General features: G+C 66.4%; 17 protein-coding genes. 14 read left to right on the top strand and 3 right to left on the bottom strand.

What is annotated here, in order from left to right; translation table 11 throughout:
* Positions 1-90 precede the first annotated feature (90 nt).
* The 3 genes from pafA (at position 91) to GGC64_RS13355 (ending at position 3,719) form a co-directional block, all read left to right on the top strand.
* Entirely contained in the window at positions 91-1,449 is a 1,359-nt protein-coding gene (pafA, locus tag GGC64_RS13365; protein WP_192722992.1) for a Pup--protein ligase, read from the top strand.
* Positions 1,450-1,790: 341 nt separating this feature from the next.
* Complete coding sequence (locus GGC64_RS13360; protein ID WP_225951732.1) at positions 1,791-2,576, top strand: hypothetical protein; 786 nt, start codon at positions 1,791-1,793, stop codon at positions 2,574-2,576.
* A gap of 30 nt (positions 2,577-2,606) precedes the next feature.
* A complete protein-coding gene (locus GGC64_RS13355; RefSeq protein WP_192722991.1) occupies positions 2,607-3,719 on the top strand; it encodes a hypothetical protein in 1,113 nt (370 codons plus the stop codon).
* Positions 3,720-4,785: 1,066 nt separating this feature from the next.
* Here GGC64_RS13355 and GGC64_RS34695 read toward each other — a convergent pair.
* On the bottom strand, positions 4,786-5,211 hold the full coding sequence (locus GGC64_RS34695) for a hypothetical protein (protein WP_225951731.1): 426 nt from the start codon (positions 5,209-5,211) through the stop codon (positions 4,786-4,788).
* Positions 5,212-5,236: 25 nt separating this feature from the next.
* On the opposite strand from GGC64_RS34695, the gene GGC64_RS34690 reads away from it, so the two are divergent.
* Genes GGC64_RS34690 through GGC64_RS13320 form a run of 7 tightly spaced genes read left to right on the top strand, consistent with a single transcriptional unit; the run spans position 5,237 to position 12,878 of the window.
* The gene (locus GGC64_RS34690) at positions 5,237-6,001 is read left to right on the top strand and encodes a secretion protein EccK (RefSeq protein WP_225951730.1); all 765 of its coding nucleotides are present in this window, start codon (positions 5,237-5,239) and stop codon (positions 5,999-6,001) included.
* Positions 6,002-6,030: 29 nt separating this feature from the next.
* Complete coding sequence (locus tag GGC64_RS13345; RefSeq protein WP_192722989.1) at positions 6,031-7,026, top strand: YafY family protein; 996 nt, start codon at positions 6,031-6,033, stop codon at positions 7,024-7,026.
* Entirely contained in the window at positions 7,023-7,997 is a 975-nt protein-coding gene (locus GGC64_RS13340; protein ID WP_192722988.1) for a YafY family protein, read from the top strand. Before GGC64_RS13345 ends, GGC64_RS13340 begins: the two co-directional genes overlap by 4 nt.
* A 30-nt stretch (positions 7,998-8,027) precedes the next feature.
* The gene (gene tatA, locus GGC64_RS13335; protein ID WP_192723866.1) at positions 8,028-8,288 is read left to right on the top strand and encodes a Sec-independent protein translocase subunit TatA; all 261 of its coding nucleotides are present in this window, start codon (positions 8,028-8,030) and stop codon (positions 8,286-8,288) included.
* A gap of 47 nt (positions 8,289-8,335) precedes the next feature.
* Positions 8,336-9,286 carry a twin-arginine translocase subunit TatC gene (tatC, locus tag GGC64_RS13330; protein WP_192722987.1) on the top strand — a complete coding sequence of 317 codons (951 nt, stop codon included), beginning with the start codon at positions 8,336-8,338 and terminating at the stop codon, positions 9,284-9,286.
* Positions 9,270-12,014 carry an RNA helicase gene (locus GGC64_RS13325; protein WP_192722986.1) on the top strand — a complete coding sequence of 915 codons (2,745 nt, stop codon included), beginning with the start codon at positions 9,270-9,272 and terminating at the stop codon, positions 12,012-12,014. Before tatC ends, GGC64_RS13325 begins: the two co-directional genes overlap by 17 nt.
* Positions 12,015-12,053: 39 nt before the next feature.
* Positions 12,054-12,878: a DUF4333 domain-containing protein gene (locus GGC64_RS13320; protein WP_192722985.1), complete on the top strand. Its 825-nt coding sequence runs from the start codon at positions 12,054-12,056 to the stop codon at positions 12,876-12,878.
* Here GGC64_RS13320 and GGC64_RS13315 read toward each other — a convergent pair whose 3' ends face one another.
* On the bottom strand, positions 12,879-13,829 hold the full coding sequence (locus GGC64_RS13315) for a 5'-3' exonuclease (protein ID WP_192722984.1): 951 nt from the start codon (positions 13,827-13,829) through the stop codon (positions 12,879-12,881).
* A 51-nt stretch (positions 13,830-13,880) separates the two neighbouring features.
* Here GGC64_RS13315 and GGC64_RS13310 point away from each other — a divergent pair, with 51 nt between their 5' ends.
* The 4 genes from GGC64_RS13310 to GGC64_RS13295 all read left to right on the top strand — a co-directional run bounded on the left by GGC64_RS13310 (position 13,881) and on the right by GGC64_RS13295 (position 16,368).
* Entirely contained in the window at positions 13,881-14,351 is a 471-nt protein-coding gene (locus tag GGC64_RS13310; RefSeq protein WP_192722983.1) for an SRPBCC family protein, read from the top strand.
* A 100-nt stretch (positions 14,352-14,451) separates the two neighbouring features.
* Positions 14,452-14,820 carry an STAS/SEC14 domain-containing protein gene (locus tag GGC64_RS13305; RefSeq protein WP_192722982.1) on the top strand — a complete coding sequence of 123 codons (369 nt, stop codon included), beginning with the start codon at positions 14,452-14,454 and terminating at the stop codon, positions 14,818-14,820.
* Between the two features lie 14 nt (positions 14,821-14,834).
* Positions 14,835-15,230, top strand: coding sequence for a VOC family protein (locus GGC64_RS13300; protein ID WP_192722981.1), 396 nt, complete (start codon positions 14,835-14,837; stop codon positions 15,228-15,230).
* Positions 15,231-15,240: 10 nt separating this feature from the next.
* Entirely contained in the window at positions 15,241-16,368 is a 1,128-nt protein-coding gene (locus tag GGC64_RS13295; protein WP_192722980.1) for a Xaa-Pro peptidase family protein, read from the top strand.
* Here the strand turns inward: GGC64_RS13295 and GGC64_RS13290 are convergent.
* The gene (locus tag GGC64_RS13290; RefSeq protein ID WP_192722979.1) at positions 16,365-16,778 is read right to left on the bottom strand and encodes a F420-dependent biliverdin reductase; all 414 of its coding nucleotides are present in this window, start codon (positions 16,776-16,778) and stop codon (positions 16,365-16,367) included. The genes GGC64_RS13295 and GGC64_RS13290 overlap by 4 nt on opposite strands.
* Positions 16,779-16,792: the final 14 nt, after the last annotated feature.

The raw sequence follows: 16,792 nt of genomic DNA, 5'->3' as shown, positions 1-16,792 counted from the left end.
GTTGCCGGCGAACCGTGACGGAAACCCCAACCACTGTCAACGGCGCGGCTTGCCCGCCGTGGCCGGGCAGCAGCAAGTAGTCTCGATTACGTGCAGCGACGAATCATGGGCATCGAGACAGAGTTCGGTGTCACCTGCACGTTCCATGGCCATCGTCGGCTGAGCCCCGACGAGGTTGCCCGCTACCTATTTCGGCGGGTGGTGTCATGGGGCCGCAGTTCGAACGTGTTCTTACGCAACGGTGCGCGGTTGTATCTCGATGTGGGCAGCCACCCCGAGTACGCCACCGCTGAATGCGACAACCTGACCCAGTTGGTCACCCATGACCGCGCCGGCGAGCGGGTGCTCGAAGACCTGCTGATCGACGCCGAGCAGCGGCTGGCCGACGAGGGCATCGGCGGCGATATCTACTTGTTCAAGAACAACACCGACTCGGCGGGTAACTCCTACGGCTGCCACGAGAACTATCTGATCGTCCGCGCGGGTGAATTCTCGCGGATCTCCGATGTGCTCCTGCCGTTCCTGGTGACGCGGCAGCTGATCTGCGGTGCAGGCAAGGTGCTGCAGACGCCGAAGGCGGCGACGTTCTGCCTGTCGCAGCGCGCCGAGCACATCTGGGAAGGCGTCTCGTCGGCGACGACGCGGTCGCGGCCGATCATCAACACGCGCGACGAACCGCACGCCGACGCCGAGAAGTACCGGCGGCTGCACGTCATCGTCGGGGACTCCAACATGTGCGAGTCAACGACGATGCTCAAGGTGGGCAGCGCGTCACTGGTGCTCGAGATGATCGAGGCCGGGGTGCCGTTCCGCGATTTCTCGCTGGACAATCCGATCCGGGCCATCCGCGAGGTGAGCCACGATCTGACCGGGCGACGCCCGGTGCGGCTGGCGGGCGGCCGTCAGGCCAGTGCGCTGGACATCCAGCGGGAGTACTTCCAGCGCGCGGTCGAGTACCTGCAGACCAGGGAGCCGAACTCGCAGATCGAGCAGGTGGTCGACCTGTGGGGGCGCCAACTGGATGCGGTCGAGAGCCAGGACTTCGCGAAGGTCGACACCGAGATCGACTGGGTCATCAAGCGCAAGCTGTTCCAGCGCTACCAGGACCGCTACAACATGGAGCTGTCCGATCCGAAGATCTCGCAGTTGGATTTGGCCTATCACGACATCAAGCGGGGACGCGGGGTGTTCGACCTGCTTCAGCGCAAGGGCCTGGCGTCACGCGTGACGACGGACGAGGAGATCGAAGCGGCGGTGAACACTCCGCCGCAGACGACGCGGGCGAAGCTGCGCGGCGAGTTCATCAGCGCGGCGCAGGAAGCCGGTCGTGACTTCACCGTCGACTGGGTGCATCTGAAGCTCAACGACCAAGCGCAACGCACCGTTTTGTGCAAGGACCCGTTCCGGTCGGTCGACGAACGCGTTAAGCGGCTCATCGCCTCGATGTAGGTATCCCCAGAGCAAGAAATTGGCGCGGTCGGCGTCCTCGCGGCTCGGGTAGCATTTGCTGCACGACTGCTGGAGGGAATGCCGAATGCGCGCGCCGGAATTGCAACCGTCGCGAATTGATGCTGTTCGGGTGTTTCTGAAGGTGGTCGAGTGACTTTCACGAGGCTGCGCGACGCCGCTGCGGAGCGCCTGACGGATGCTGGAGCACGGTTGCTGGGTGCGGTCGTAGCGACTCCTGGTGGTGGGTCGCGCTTGGGCGTTCACGGTGCAGGTCGGTGGTGCAGCTTCGGGGACGGCGTGGTGCCAGCTATCGAGCACGACTTGGCAGGGGGATTGGACTGATGCCCGGAGAGCTCAGGGTCGACACCGCGCCGCTGGCCACCGGCGGCCAAGGCCTATTGAGTGCGGCGGGCGATATTCCGCAGCCGCCGGTGCCATTCACGGCGACGGGTGCCGACGCGCTGTCGACAATTCTCAATGCGCGCACGCAGGCAATGGAGGCTCCATTGATCGCCGGTCTGCCGGTGACGAAAGCCGATGCATTGCGGACCGCGCAGAACATCATTCAGGCCGCCGCCAAGTACGAGGGCATGGATCAACAGCTTGCAGACCAAGTTCTCAAGGCGCTGGCTGACCTCGAGGGCGCGGAGAGTTCGGGTGCCGGGGGAACGGGCGCAGCTGGTGCGGCGGGTGCGGCGGCGCCAGTCGCGGGCGCGGGCGAGCAGGCGGGTCAGCTCGGCCAGATGATGGGCATGCCGATGCAGATGGCCCAGCAGGCCGCGCAGATACCGATGCAGTTGGCGGGCATGGCGGCGTCGATTCCGCAAGGAATCATGCAGGGCGTGCAGAGCGCGATGCAGCAGGTCGGCCAAATGGCAGACGGCGCAGGGGAAAAGGCCGATCCGGAAGAGCTGGACGATCGGGCGCACGACGAGGCGAAGCAAGCAGAATCCGCCAAGGAAACGCCCGAGCAGAAGGCACCTTCGGATGGTGCGGCGGGGCCGAGCACTGCGGAGCGCGCGCCGACGACCGGACCGCAGCCGACGCCGGCACCGGAGGTGCCGCAGCAGCCGCACAGGCCGGCGCCGACGCGACCGGCCACGTCAGGTCCGGAAAGCGTTCTGTGACATGACCATTCGTGACGCGAAGGTATGCCGATGAGTGTGCCCCAGCCTCCCAATCAGTGGGGCGCGCAACCGCCGGCGGGCGGCCCGCAATGGGGGCCGCCACCGAGCGGTACGCCGCAGTGGGTTCCGCAGGGTCCGCCGCCGAGCGGTGGCGGTAAGGGCAAGTGGATCTTTGGCGGTATCGCGCTGATTGCGGTGATCGCGGTGACCGTTGTCATCACGGTATTGGTGGTCGGCAAGAACTCAGGCGGCAGTCAATCGCCCACGCCGACAAACGGAAACGGCTCAGACTTCGCGAGCGCGAATGACAAAGGCCCGGTTGGGATTATCACTGACGACCCGACATGCGCAGCGTGGCAGCGCGTCTCTCATGAGTACGCCGCGAAGGGCGATTCCGTAAAGTGGGGCGATAGAGACCAAACAATTCCTGCCAGTGCATGGACGTCGCAACAGCGAAACATGTACGACACTGTAGGTCAAGCCATGAAGGATGCGGCAGATCAGGTAGTCAACCTCGTGAAGGTGACTCCGCATCGGGTAATGCGCGAGATGTACGGGCAGTTCATTGCCTACGCAGACGCGCACATCGAACGTATCCCGACATATGTGGCAGATGATCGCTATCTGGCAGGGACAGCGGACGGTATTGCATCTACCTTATCGATGGTCTGCTCAGCGATCGACAATCGAGCGGCGCAGCCTTTAGCGCCGTTGATTCCCGAAGCCGCGGCTCCGACATCGATTTCGCAACTGGCCGAACCCGTTGAGCCGCAGCGGTTTCTAAAGTCAGCCAACCCTGTGTGTTCCGAGTGGATTTCTACTGTCGATAAATTCAGCGTCGATACCGCCGCTTGGCGGGCTACCGATCCGAACATCCCAGCGACTCAGTGGACACCAGAGCTGAAGGCGCTGAATGATGCTGTTGCGCCAACAATGACAGCCGAGGCAGATGACCTCGAGAATCTCGGCAGGCGTAGCGATAACCTCACTCTTGAGGACATGGCAGTGCTTGCCGCGCAATATCAACGAGCATTCGTCAAAGCTCTCCCGACGTACACAACAGCAGACTCGTACCTGTCCGAAGCGGCTAGCTATGCGGTGTCGTCGGTTAATGCCGCGTGCAAAGCGGCGGGGGCTCGCTAGTGGGTAAAGCTAAGCCGACGGGTCCGCACGCCGGCGAAATGGCCAGGACGGGAGCGTGGCCCGAGACGGACGAAGATGTCTACACCAACCGCGCGAACGAACTGGATCGCATCCTGTCGAAGGTCGACGCCACCCTCAGCAAGTGGCAAAACCATCAAGCATCGATTTTCAACGGTCCGCACGTTTGGTCCGGCGACGCGGCGACAAAAGCCAGCGCTGCTGTGGAAGTGGCTACAAAGGCGCTGCAGGAGCATCGCCAGCAGCTATGGGATGCCCGCGAGTGGTGTAGAAGCGCTGCGACCAACATTTCCAGCGTCAAGGACACGATCACGACAAATGTTGAGGCCGGCCAACTGGAAATCGCGGACATCGAAAAAACGGCGTCAAGGACAAATCACAATCCCGATGTCGCTATTCGAAACGTTGTAGAGCGGAAATACAGCGAGAACGTTCGCACCGTCGAATCGCTCGCCGCAGGTTTGGGATGGAAGCCGGACATATCTGCGTCGCCTGCTGACCAACCGGCGCAGCCCGGTCGAAACGGTGAGCGGCAGGACGGCGAGGGTTCGCCTTCACGGCTGCTCCGGTCTGACCCATCCGCGAATCCGTCCGGAGGCGGCGCTGTTCGTGGAGTCTCGGCGGGCGGTCCCCCGTCGGGTTCGAGCCCTGTAGTTCAGCCCGTGTCGACACGGTCCGATCAGGCAGGGAATACCGCGGAGGACAGGACCGCTACCGCCGCTGGCGGGTCGACACCCCAGCCGGTTTCGGCTTGGTCAAACCAACGCGCAAACGCCGGCGCCGCCACCGGTACTCCGCCAGTGCCAAGTCCATCCGTCGTCGAGTCTCCACCCACCGGCATTGGTGCCGCGCCGGCCGCTCCGAACCTGGGCGGGTCCGCTCCCAGCGTCGGTGGTGGCCCATCTGGCTCGCCGAGCGTCGGCACTCCCAGCTCGCCGCTGTCGACATCGAGCGGCAGTACGGGCTCCGCACCCGGTCCGTCCGTGCATCCCACCTCTGGTGGTCAAGGCGCACCCACGACGGACGGCGCTCAAGCCGCAGCTGGTGGTCAGCCCACCGGGACGGCACCGCAGACGACGCCGTTCACGCCGCAGGTCGCCAACACACCAATGGCCGCCCAGCCTCCAATTCCACCGGCTCCGACTCCAGGCCCGGCGCCCATTCCCGACGCCCCTCCACCGACGCCCAGCGCACCCGCTCCCGCTGGTGCTCCCGCGGGCCACGTCGCGCCGCCCCCGGCTCCGTCCGTGGGTGCCGCTCCGGCCCCCGCGCCCGCGCCGGGCCCGTCGATGCCACTCGGCCCGCCGCCCACGCCTCCACCGGCTGCACCCTTGGCGCCGCCGGGCTCGGCGGCCCCTGCACCCACATCGATGGGACCGGGCGTCGCGCCGGCTTCCGCGGCCGGCGCCACCAGCGCCGTGGGAGCGCCTGCGCCAGTACCAGTTTCGGCCGCACGCGCCGAACGCGATGCCATCGCTGCCGCCGCGACCGCCGGCGCCTTGCGCCGCCAGTCCGGTGGCGGCAGCGACCCGCTGCAGCTGGCCCGCCGCATCGGTGCCGCCCTCAACGCCGAACCCAACATCGACTTCGGCTTCTTCTGGGTGACTGCACTGACGCACGACGGCCAAATCGTCGTCGCCAACAGCTACGGCCTCGGCTACATCCCCGACGGCGTCAACCTTCCCGAACAGGTCCGCATGGCCAGCGCCGACGAATCCATCCCGCTCGGCGAGCGCGCCAAGTGGGCGACGTATCCGATTCTCGCCGTCCAAGGATGGGCCCAGCACCACAACCTGCGTCTGCGCGCCGTCGTCGCCACCGAGGACCAATTCAAGAATTTCGATCCCGGCACCGCCAAGGTCATCCTTCGATCCGACGACATACCGGACAGCGGAAAGATGCAGGGCCGCAACCGGTTAGCGGTCATCGCGCCGGAAGCGGCCTCGCGCCTGGCGGGCGTCAGCGCAACCGCCCTCTCCGAGTTGCTGCCGCCGGCACCGTCAGATACGAACCCGCCCGCCGACGAGACGAGCAACCTGTGGTTCGAGGTGATGAAGCCGATGATGAGCACCAACCCCGAACGCGGGGTCGCGCATCTGGAAGCCTTCGTCAATTTCGCCGACCACGCACAAGAACAGGCGCTCTACCGCGCGCACACCGCGCCCGACGCGGCCGCTCAACGTGGGGCGATCGCCGACTGGGTCTACTGGCAGCACGTCAGCGTGTTGATCTCCGACGCGCTGGCGGGCTCCGCGGCGAAGTGACAGCGCCCTCAACGCTTAAGGTGTTACGAGTGGGCATTTCCAAAGTCGAGCGGTTGATGAACCTCGTCATCGCACTGCTGTCCACCCGGACCTTCATCACTGCCGAACGGATCCGCGAAACCGTCTACGGCTACGCCGACAGTGTCAGCGACGAGGCGTTCTCCCGCATGTTCGAGCGCGACAAGAACGAACTGCGCGATCTCGGGATCCCGCTGGAAACCGGCCGGGTATCGCAGTTCGACCCGACCGAGGGCTACCGCATCAACCGCGAGGCTTACGCGCTTCCCGCCGTCGAGTTGACCGCCGACGAGGCCGCTGCCGTCGCCGTTGCCACCCAACTGTGGGAGTCGCCCGAACTCATCACCGCCACCCAGGGTGCACTGCTCAAGCTGCGCGCCGCGGGCGTCGACGTCGACGCGGCTGATTCCGGCATCGCGATCACATCGACCGCCGTCCTGCCCGGACTACGCGGGTCCGAAGACGTGTTGGGAATTCTGTTGTCCGCCATCGATTCTGGCCAGGCCGTGCAGTTCCCGCATCGGCCCACGCGCAGCGACCCATACACCACCCGCACGGTCGAGCCGTGGGGCGTCGTCACCGACCGGGGCCGCTGGTATCTGGTCGGCCACGACCGCGACCGCGACGCCCCGCGCACCTTCCGGCTGTCCCGCATCGGCGACCACGTCACGCCCATCGGCCCGCCCGGCGCGGTGACGCGCCCCGAGGGCATCAATCTGCGCGAGATCGTCGCCCGCGTCGTCAACGACCCTCCAGGCGGGACCCGCGCCCGGGTGTGGGTAGCCGCAGGGCGTGCGACAGCGTTGCGGCGCCGCGGCACCGTCGTTGGCCCACGAAGGCTGGGTGATCGCGATGGCGACGAACTCACCGTCGAGTACGGCATGTCCGACCCGCTGGCCCGCGAGATCGCCAGCTACGGCCCGGATGCCGTTGCGCTCGAGCCGCAATCCCTGCGTGACGATGTGCTGGCTCGCCTTCGCGCACAGGCAAGCGAGGTGACCGCGTGACCGCCGTCTCCACCCGCCTGGTGCGGTTGCTCAACATGGTGCCGTACTTCCAGGCCAACCCCAGGATCACGTACGCCGAGGCCGCCTCCGACCTGGGTGTCACCGTCAAGCAACTGCGCGACGACCTCAACCAACTCTGGATGTGCGGGCTACCCGGCTACGGTCCCGGTGACCTGATCGATTTCGAATTCTCCGGTGACACAATCGAAGTCACGTTCACCGCCGGCATCGACCACCCGCTGCGGCTCACCTCGCCGGAGGCCACCGGCATCCTGGTCGCCCTGCGCACGCTGCTCGATGTGCCCGGCATGGTCGACCCGGAGGCCGCCCGCAGCGCGATCGCCAAGATCGAGTCCGCCGCAGGCACCCTCGGTCATGGCGCCGAGGCGGCCGTCGACGAGCCCGCCCCCGTGGAAAGCGAAGCCGCCGCAGCCGTCCGCGCCGCCGTGCGCAACGGCCGCGCGCTCACGATCGAGTACTACTCGGCCTCCCACGACATGCTGTCCAGCCGCACCGTCGACCCCATCCGCGTGGTGCTCGTCGGAGACCACAGCTACCTCGAGGCCTGGTGCCGATCGGCAGAGGGCGTGCGGTTGTTCCGCTTCGACCGCATCGTCGATGCCAAGGTGCTCGACGAGCCGTCGGCCCCGCCGAAGCCGGCGGTGCAGGCCGAGCCCGACACGTCACTGTTCGACGGCGACCCGTCGCTGCCGTCGGCCCGTTTGCGGATCGACCGCTCCGCCTCGTGGATGTTCGACTACTACCCGCTGCGGGTGATCCGCGAACTGCCCGACGGCGCTTGCGAGGCCGCGATGACTTACGCGTCCGACGAGTGGATGGCCCGATTCGTGCTGGGCTTCGGCTCAGCGGTGCGTGTGCTCGAGCCCGAGGCGCTGGCGCAGAAGGTGCAGGAGTCGGCCGCCGCGGCGCTGCAGGCCTACGAGGTCGGGGCGGACAGCACCGGCAGGTAGACTCGGTCAAGACGTCTGGAGGTGACCAAATTGGGTGGTCTACAACCCTGGCACTGGTTAATCGTTATCGCCGTGTTCGTGCTGCTCTTCGGTGCCAAGAAGCTCCCGGACGCGGCGCGCTCGCTCGGCAAGTCGATGCGGATCTTCAAGTCCGAGATCAAGGAAATGCAGTCGGACTCCAAGCCTGAGGCCTCGGCGCCTCCTGCCACGCCGATCGCCTCGGAACGCGTCGACACGCCGCCGCCCCCGGCTCCCCAGGCCGAGCAGCCGTCGGACCACCGCCCGGCCTAGCCCAACGCCAACCCACTGGCCGCATCATGACGCGGCGTAGGTAGCCCGTGCAGACCCCCGGAATCTTCAAGAAGCTCGATCCTCGTCGACGTCGGTCGCGGGTCAACCCCGACGGCACCATGTCGCTGGTCGAGCATCTACACGAACTACGCACCCGCCTGCTGATCGCGGTGGCGGCCGTCGCGCTGACGACGGCCCTCGGGTTCTTCTGGTACACCCACAGCATCTTCGGGTTCCACAGCCTCGGAGAGTGGCTGCGCGGCCCGTACTGTTCGCTGCCCGCATCGGCGCGCGCCACGATCGCGCCCGACGGCGAGTGCCGACTGCTGGCCACCGGTCCGTTCGACCAGTTCATGCTCCGGCTGAAAGTGGCATTGATGGCCGGCGTCGTCCTGGCCTGCCCGGTGTGGCTGTATCAGCTGTGGGCGTTCATCACGCCCGGCCTCTACAAGAAGGAGCGCCGGTTCGCTAGCGCCTTCGTGGGGGTCGGTGCGGTGCTGTTCATTACGGGCGCCGTCATCGCTTACGTCGTACTGGCGAAAGCCTTGCACTTCCTGCTGACCGTTGGCAGCGACGTGCAGGTCACCGCGCTCTCGGGTGAGCAGTACTTCGGCTTTTTGATCAATCTGCTGCTGGTGTTCGGGATCAGCTTCGAGTTTCCACTGCTGATCATCATGCTCAACCTCGTCGGTGTGCTGACCTACGCCCGATTGAAATCGTGGCGTCGCGGACTGATCTTCGGTCTCTTTGTCTTCGCCGCGTTCGCCACGCCCGGCTCGGACCCGTTTTCGATGTTGGCGTTGGCGCTGGCATTGTCACTGCTACTGGAGGTTTCGATCCAGCTTGCCCGCGTCCACGACCGGCGCAAGGCCAGGCGGGAGGCGGCCGAGGATGTTCCCGATGACCAGGCGGCACCGATCGGTGCTGTCGAAGCTCTCGAACAGCCGAGCGCTGTGCCGGCACCGGCCCGGGTCATAGTCGATGACGACGCCACCTAGCAGCCAGCTCGCCAGCTTCGCCGAGCAATTGTCGTTCGCGCTGGACGACTTTCAGCAGCAGGCCTGCCGAGCGTTGGAGAACGGCCACGGCGTGCTGGTGTGCGCGCCGACCGGTGCAGGCAAGACGGTCGTCGGCGAATTCGCGGTGCACCTGGCGTTGGCGGCGGGCCGAAAGTGCTTCTACACCACGCCGATCAAGGCGCTGAGCAACCAGAAGCACAACGATCTGGTGGCCCGGTACGGGCCCGAGCGCATCGGCCTGCTCACCGGTGATCAGTCCATCAACGGCGACGCCGACGTCGTCGTGATGACGACTGAAGTTCTTCGCAACATGCTCTATGCGAATTCGCCTGCACTGTATGGTCTTTCGCATGTCGTGATGGACGAGGTGCATTTTCTGGCCGACCGGATGCGCGGTGCGGTGTGGGAGGAAGTGATCCTGCACCTGCCCGACGACGTGCGACTGGTGAGCCTGTCGGCCACAGTGAGCAACGCCGAGGAATTCGGCGGCTGGATCCAAACCGTGCGTGGTGACACCACCGTCGTCGTCGACGAACACCGCCCAGTCCCGTTGTGGCAGCACGTGATGGTGGGCAAGCGGCTGTTCGACCTGTTCGACTACCGGGCGTCCAAGGCCGCTAAGTCGGGCCGCGAACTCCTCGTCGACCCCGAACTGCTGCGCCACATCGCCAACCGTCGCGAAGCCGACCGGCTGGCGGACTGGCAGCCTCGCGGCCGCGGCAGGGCGCATCCGAGCATCTACCGGCCGCCGGGCCGGCCCGATGTGATCAGCACGCTTGACCGCGAAGGCCTTTTGCCCGCAATCACTTTCGTGTTCTCCCGGGTCGGATGCGACGCGGCGGTCAAGCAGTGCCTGCGCTCGTCGCTGCGGCTCACCACCGACGAGGAGCGGGCCCGGATCGCTGAGATCATCGACCGGCGCACAGCCGAACTCAACGAAGCCGATCTGGTGGTGCTCGACTATCACGAATGGCGGGAGGGACTGCTGCGTGGCCTGGCCGCCCATCACGCGGGGATGCTGCCCATCTTCCGCCACACTGTCGAGGAGTTGTTCACCGCTGGGTTGGTGAAAGCTGTATTCGCAACGGAGACACTGGCTTTGGGCATCAACATGCCCGCTAGGACGGTGCTGCTCGAGCGGTTGGTCAAATACAACGGCGAGCAGCACATGCCGTTGACGGCAGGGGAGTACACGCAGCTGACGGGCCGGGCCGGCAGGCGCGGTATCGACGTCGAGGGTCACGCCGTGGTGCTGTGGCATCCCGACATCGACCCGGCCGAGGTCGCCGGGCTGGCGTCGACACGCACGTTCCCGCTGCGCAGTTCGTTCGCGCCGACCTACAACATGACGATCAACCTGGTCAACCAGATGGGTCCCACGCAGGCGCACAAACTGCTGGAAAGCTCGTTCGCGCAATACCAGGCCGACCGATCGGTGGTCGGATTGGTGCGCGCCGTCGAGCGGGGCGAACGGATACTCGACGAGATCGCAGGTGAACTCGGCGGCCGCGACGCGCCCATTCTGGAATACGTGCGGCTGCGGCTGCAGATCTCCGAACGTGAACGAGCGCAGTCTCGGGCGTCGCGGCTGCAGCGGCGTAGAGCCGCCAACGATGCGCTTGCCGCGCTGCGCCGCGGCGACATCATCACCATCACCCAGGGTCGCCGCGGCGGCCTGGCTGTGGTGCTCGAAGCCGACCGCGACAGCGACGACCCGCGACCGCTCGTGCTGACCGAACACCGTTGGGCTGGGCGGATTTCGTCGGCCGATTACTCGGGTGCGTCGGACCCGCTGGGCTCCATGCAATTGCCCAAACGCGTCGAACATCGCAATCCACGGATGCGGCGCGACCTCGCATCTGCGCTGCGCTCTGCGTCGGAGGGGCTCGATGTGCCGTCGGCCCGACACAAACGCAGTGGCCCGGCCAAGGAGCGCGACGTCGACCCCGAACTGGCAGGCCTGCGTGAGCAGATGCGTCGCCACCCGGCACACGACCTGCCCGAGCGCGAAGTCAAGGCGCGGCTCGCCGAACGTTATATGCGAATCGAACGCGACAACGAACAGATCCGGCAGAAGATCGCCGCGGCGACCAACTCGCTGGCGCGCACGTTCGATCGAATCGTCGTGCTCCTGACCGAGCGCGGCTTCATCGAGGACACCGACGCGGACCCGAAGGTGACCGACGACGGACGACTACTGGCCAGGATTTACAGCGAGAGCGACCTATTGGTGGCCGAGTGCCTGCGCAGCGGCACCTGGGAGGGACTCCAGCCGGCCGAACTCGCCGCGGTGGTGTCGTCCGTGCTCTACGAATCCCGCGGCGACGCGCCGGGCTCACCCGACGGGACCGAGGTGCCGACGGGCAAACTACGCCGCGCCCTGAACACGACTCGCCGGCTGTGGACCGAGTTGCGGGCCGACGAGCAGCGACACCGCATCACGCAGAGCCGCGAGCCTGAGATCGGCTTCGTTCCCGCGATCTACCGCTGGGCCACCACCGGTGATCTGACCGCCGCACTCGCGGCGTCGGACGCGTCGGGCACGGGCACGCCGTTGTCGGCCGGCGATTTCGTGCGATGGTGCCGCCAGGTCCTCGACCTGCTTGACCAGGTGCGCAATGCCGCGCCGACGCCTGCGCTGCGCGCCACCGCGAAACGCGCTATCAACGACATTCGACGCGGCGTCGTGGCAGTTGATGCCGGGTAGTGTGTCTGCCAGCAGTGCGACCCGTGAGCAAGGAGAGAAATGAGCGGACCGCAAGGATCTGATCCGACGCAGCCGTGGCCCGGTCACCAGCCGGAGTCTGGCCAGGATCAGCCGTCAAGCGACCCGTCGGCCAACCAGCCGTGGCAGCCGCCGACCTCCGGGGCCGAGCAACCTACGACCGCAGTGCCCGCGTGGCAACCTCCGCCTGCCTACGACCCGCAGCAACAGCAGTATCCGCAGTACCAGCAGCCAGGTCAGGGCGGCCAGCCCCCGGCGTACCAGCCGCCGCAGCAGTACGCGCCGACCGAGCAGTACGGCCAGCAGCCAACCGACTACAGCGCACAGCCGTATCCGGGTCAGTACGGCCAACCGGGCCAGCAGTACGGCCAGCCGGGTCAGCCCTATGGGCAACCCGGCCAGCAGTACGGACAGCCCGGCCAGTACGGCCAGCCGGATCAATATGGCCAGCAGCCCGGCCAGTACGGACAGTTCCCGCCCTACGGCCAGGCCGCCGAGGAAGGTTCGAAGCGTTCGCTTGGCGTCATCCTCGGCGTGCTCGGTGTGCTTGTGGTGATCGTCATCGCGGCGGTGGTGGTTCTGGGCTTCTTCACGCCGGGCTGGTTCGTCACCACCAAACTGGACATCAACGCCGCACAGACCGGTGTGCAGCAGATCCTCACCGACGAGGCCAACGGCTACGGCGCCAAGAACGTCAAGGACGTCAAGTGCAACGACGGCAACAGCCCCACGGTGAAAAAGGGTGACACCTTCAACTGCGAGGTCAGCATCGACGGGACCAAGCGCCAAGTAACCGTGACGTTCCAGGACGACAAGGGCACCTACGAGGTCGGCCGACCCAAGTAGTCAGCCGGGCAGCGCGTCGAGCGCCTTCTGTAGCCGGCCGATCGACGACGTAACCCCGTACTGTTCGGCGAGTTTCACGACTTTGCGTGGATGTTCGGCTGCTAGGGGCAGCCTGTCGGACGGTGTCGAGAAGTTGACGTCGGCATCGGTGGCGACGCGCACCACGGGTCCCGCGGCATCGATGTAGTCGGTGGCCGCGAGCAGTTTGGTCCGAAAAGCCTTGGACATCTTTGATTTCGGGTCGTGCGCGGCAGCCAAGATTGCCTCGAGCGACCCATGCTGGGCGAGCAGGGTGGCTGCCGTCTTCTCGCCGACGCCAGGTACCCCCGGCAGCCCGTCGGACGGATCGCCGCGCAGCAACGCCAATTCGGCGTACGCCGGTCCGGCGCGGTCGACGGGCACACCGTAGGTTTCGGCGACTTCCACGGGCCCCCATTTCGTCGCCTTCGCGAGGCCGCGGCCGAGGTAGAGGACCCGGACTTGAACCGGCTCGTCGCACACGAGCTGCAGCAGGTCGCGGTCACCGCTGACGACGACGACTGGGTCGCGGCGCTCCCGAGAGGCCAGCGTGCCGAGCACATCGTCGGCCTCGCACTCCGGCGCACCCGCGGTGGGAATGCCGAAGGCGTCCAGCATCTCCATGATCATGTCGACCTGCGGGGTCAACTCGTCGGGCACTTCTTCGATGTCGGGTTGCCCATCGGGGTTCTCCTCGAGGACGCGGTGTGCCTTGTACGACGGAATCAGGTCGACGCGCCACTGCGGGCGCCAGTCGTCGTCGCGGCACACCACCAGCCGGGTCGGCTGCTCACGCGTGATCACCGTCGCGACGGCGTCCAGAAAGCCGCGCAGCGCGTTGACTGGCCGCCCGTCGGGCGCCTTGATCGACGAGGGGACACCGAAATACGAGCGAAACCACATGCTGGCGCCGTCGAGCAGCACTAAGGACATGCGGGCCATCCTGCCAGGGGTTGCGAACGGACCAGGCGGGTATCCGAGGGCATGACTCAGGTGCAGGTGTTCGCCGACGTCTACCGCAGTGCGGATTCGATGTGGCGTGAGCTCGGTTCGTTTCAGAGCATCGCGCGCTGGCATCCGATGGTGACCGAATCTCAGGGGGAGGGCGAAGAGCCGGGCGCGACGCGGACTTTGGCGACCCGCGACGGACTGCGATGGGTGGAGCGGTTGATCGAGTGCGACGCCGGGCAGCGCTTGTATCGGTATGAGGCCACATCCGCCGAGTTGCCGATCACCGATTTTCGCGGCGAGCTACGCATCCGCGAGGGTCGACCGCACCGGTGCACCGTGATCTGGACGGCGCAGTTCACGGTCACCAGCGATGACGAGAAGAGCGTCAGCGATAGCGTGCGTGGATTCTTCCGCGCAGGAGCCCGTGCGATCGAGAAGCAATACGCGGCCCAGCCGGTGACCGTATTGCGCCGACGGGTACGGACTCTAACGCGTCGGCGCTGAGCGAAAGGCGTTGGTTCAGAACGTCGTCCTCCAGCGGCCCGCAGGCGACTACCAGCCCGGGCAGTTCTGATAGCGGCGGCTGCACGGTCACACTGGACCCATGATCGAAGTGTTGCCTGACATGCCGGCGGGAGTGACCGGCTTCCGCGTTTCGGGCCGCCTGCGCGGTGAAGACTTACGCGAGTTCAAGCCCGCGATGGACGATCTCGTGAAATCAGGTGAGATCAGAATCGTCGAGGTCATCGAACCCGACTACGAGGGCTTCGGACCTGGCGGCCTGGTTGAGGACCTGAGGCTGGGCCTCGGTGCACTGATTCACCATCATTCGGCGTTTAAGCGAATTGCGGTGGTCTCCGACAAAGACTGGGTTGCCCATGCGCTGCACGCGTTCGCTTGGATGGTCCCTGGAGAGCTCGCGCTGTTCGGCCTCGACGAGATCGAGCGGGCCAAGGAGTGGGCCGCCGGCTGACATAGGAGAAACAGATGCCCTTCGGTGTAGATCGCATCGACCACGTGGTGCTCAACTGCCGCGACGTCGAGACCACCGTCGACTGGTATGTGCGCGTGCTCGGCATGCGGCGGGAAGTCTTCGGCGACAACCGGATTGCGTTGGTCTTCGGCAATCAGAAGATCAACGTGCGTCCCACCGGTGCGCCGAACTGGGAGACCGGGGCCGTCGACGCGCCAGGTTCGCTGGACCTGTGCTTCATCGCCGACCTCAGCGCGGACGAGATCGGCACGCATCTGCGGGCGTGCGGTGTGACGATCACCGCCGGCCCGGTCCCGAAGACCGGCGCGCTCGGCCCGATGACATCGCACTACTGCCGCGACCCCGACGGCAATCTCATCGAGGTCGCCAGCTATTCGACCCACGATTAGCCTTCATGACATGGCGACCAGTCGATTCAGCACCGATGTCTATGCACAACGACTCCGGGCCGCCGCGGCCGCGGCCGCCGATGCGGGGCTGGCCGGTCTCGTCATCACGCCCGGCTACGACCTGCGCTACCTCGTCGGCTCGCGTGCCCAGACCTTTGAACGGCTGACCGCGCTGGTATTGCCGGCCACCGGCGAGCCCACCATCGTCGTTCCCCGGCTCGAACTCGCGTCACTCAAGGAATCCGCGGTCACCGAACTCGGTCTGGCCGTACGCGACTGGGTCGACGGCGACGACCCCTACCGGTTGGTGGCGGACGCCCTTGGCGGCGCACCCGTAGCGACTGCGGTCACCGATTCCATGCCCGCGCTGCATCTGCTGCCGTTGGCCGACGTGCTCGGCGTCGTCCCGGTGTTGGCGACCGACGTGCTGCGGCGACTACGGATGCTCAAGGACGCCGCCGAGGTGGACGCGCTGCGCAAGGCCGGTGCCGCGATCGACCGGGTGCACGCCCGGGTGCCGGAGTTTCTGGTGCCAGGCCGAACCGAGGCCGACGTCGCCGCGGACATCGCCGAAGCGATTGTCGCCGAAGGACATTCGGAGGCGGCGTTCATCATCGTCGGTTCGGGTCCGCATGGCGCCGACCCGCACCACGAATGTTCGGACCGCGAGCTGCGGGCCGGCGACATCGTCGTCGTCGACATCGGTGGCCCGTACGAGCCCGGTTACAACTCGGACTCGACGCGCACGTACAGCATCGGGGAGCCCGACCCAGAGGTCGCGCGCCGCTACGCCGTGCTCCAACGCGCCCAGCAGGCCGCGGTCGACGCCGTGCGACCCGGCGTTACCGCCGAACAGGTCGACGCCGCCGCGCGCGACGTGCTCGCTGCCGAAGGCTTGGCGGAGGCCTTCGTGCACCGCACCGGCCACGGTATCGGACTGTCCGTCCACGAAGAGCCGTACATCGTGGCGGGCAACGATCTGCCGCTCGAGTCGGGCATGGCGTTCTCCGTCGAGCCCGGCATCTACTTTCCTGGCCAGTGGGGCGCCCGCATCGAGGACATCGTGGTCGTCACCGACGACGGGGCGCTGTCGGTGAACAACCGACCGCACGAGTTGATCGTGGTGCCCGCGACTTAGTCCTCGGCGCGGTCGAGCAGGTCGGACGACCCGAGCACCCGCTCGACGCGCACCTCGATCACCACCCGCTTGGGGTTGACCCGCGGCGTGCGATACCGCTGCGCGTAGCGCAGTTCCGCGTCACGCACGGCCTCGGTCTCGGTGTTGACGGTCGACTTGCCTTCCAGTGACAGCCACCGCGCGCCGTCGACCTGGCTCAGCACCGCGACGCCGCGCTCCTGGGCATTCACCGCTTTCTGGGAGCCGCCGGTGGTGATGACCCTGGCGATGTGGGTCTTGGGATCGAAGGTGAACCCGACCGCGACCACATGCGGGGAATTGTCCGAGCGCAGGGTCGTCAACATGGCCAAATGCCGTTCGGTGAGGAACGCCAGCGCGTCGTTGGTGAGCCTAGTGGTTGCCTTCGCCATCAAGGCTCACGGTA

The sequence above is a fragment of the Mycobacterium sp. OAS707 genome (assembly GCF_014873705.1).
Classification (GTDB): Bacteria; Actinomycetota; Actinomycetes; order Mycobacteriales; family Mycobacteriaceae; genus Mycobacterium.
This window is presented reverse-complemented; position numbering and strand designations above follow the sequence as displayed.

What these genes read in the sequence shown, in the direction of transcription:
- GGC64_RS13360 (WP_225951732.1), top strand. Translation starts at nt 1,791, where the DNA reads ATGCCCGGAGAGCTCAGGGTCGACACCGCGCCGCTGGCCACCGGCGGC.
- GGC64_RS13355 (WP_192722991.1), top strand. Translation starts at nt 2,607, where the DNA reads ATGAGTGTGCCCCAGCCTCCCAATCAGTGGGGCGCGCAACCGCCGGCG.
- GGC64_RS34695 (WP_225951731.1), bottom strand. Translation starts at nt 5,211, where the DNA reads ATGGCATCGCGTTCGGCGCGTGCGGCCGAAACTGGTACTGGCGCAGGC.
- GGC64_RS13325 (WP_192722986.1), top strand. Translation starts at nt 9,270, where the DNA reads ATGACGACGCCACCTAGCAGCCAGCTCGCCAGCTTCGCCGAGCAATTG.
- GGC64_RS13320 (WP_192722985.1), top strand. Translation starts at nt 12,054, where the DNA reads ATGAGCGGACCGCAAGGATCTGATCCGACGCAGCCGTGGCCCGGTCAC.
- GGC64_RS13315 (WP_192722984.1), bottom strand. Translation starts at nt 13,829, where the DNA reads ATGTCCTTAGTGCTGCTCGACGGCGCCAGCATGTGGTTTCGCTCGTAT.
- GGC64_RS13310 (WP_192722983.1), top strand. Translation starts at nt 13,881, where the DNA reads ATGACTCAGGTGCAGGTGTTCGCCGACGTCTACCGCAGTGCGGATTCG.
- GGC64_RS13305 (WP_192722982.1), top strand. Translation starts at nt 14,452, where the DNA reads ATGATCGAAGTGTTGCCTGACATGCCGGCGGGAGTGACCGGCTTCCGC.
- GGC64_RS13300 (WP_192722981.1), top strand. Translation starts at nt 14,835, where the DNA reads ATGCCCTTCGGTGTAGATCGCATCGACCACGTGGTGCTCAACTGCCGC.
- GGC64_RS13295 (WP_192722980.1), top strand. Translation starts at nt 15,241, where the DNA reads ATGGCGACCAGTCGATTCAGCACCGATGTCTATGCACAACGACTCCGG.
- GGC64_RS13290 (WP_192722979.1), bottom strand. Translation starts at nt 16,778, where the DNA reads ATGGCGAAGGCAACCACTAGGCTCACCAACGACGCGCTGGCGTTCCTC.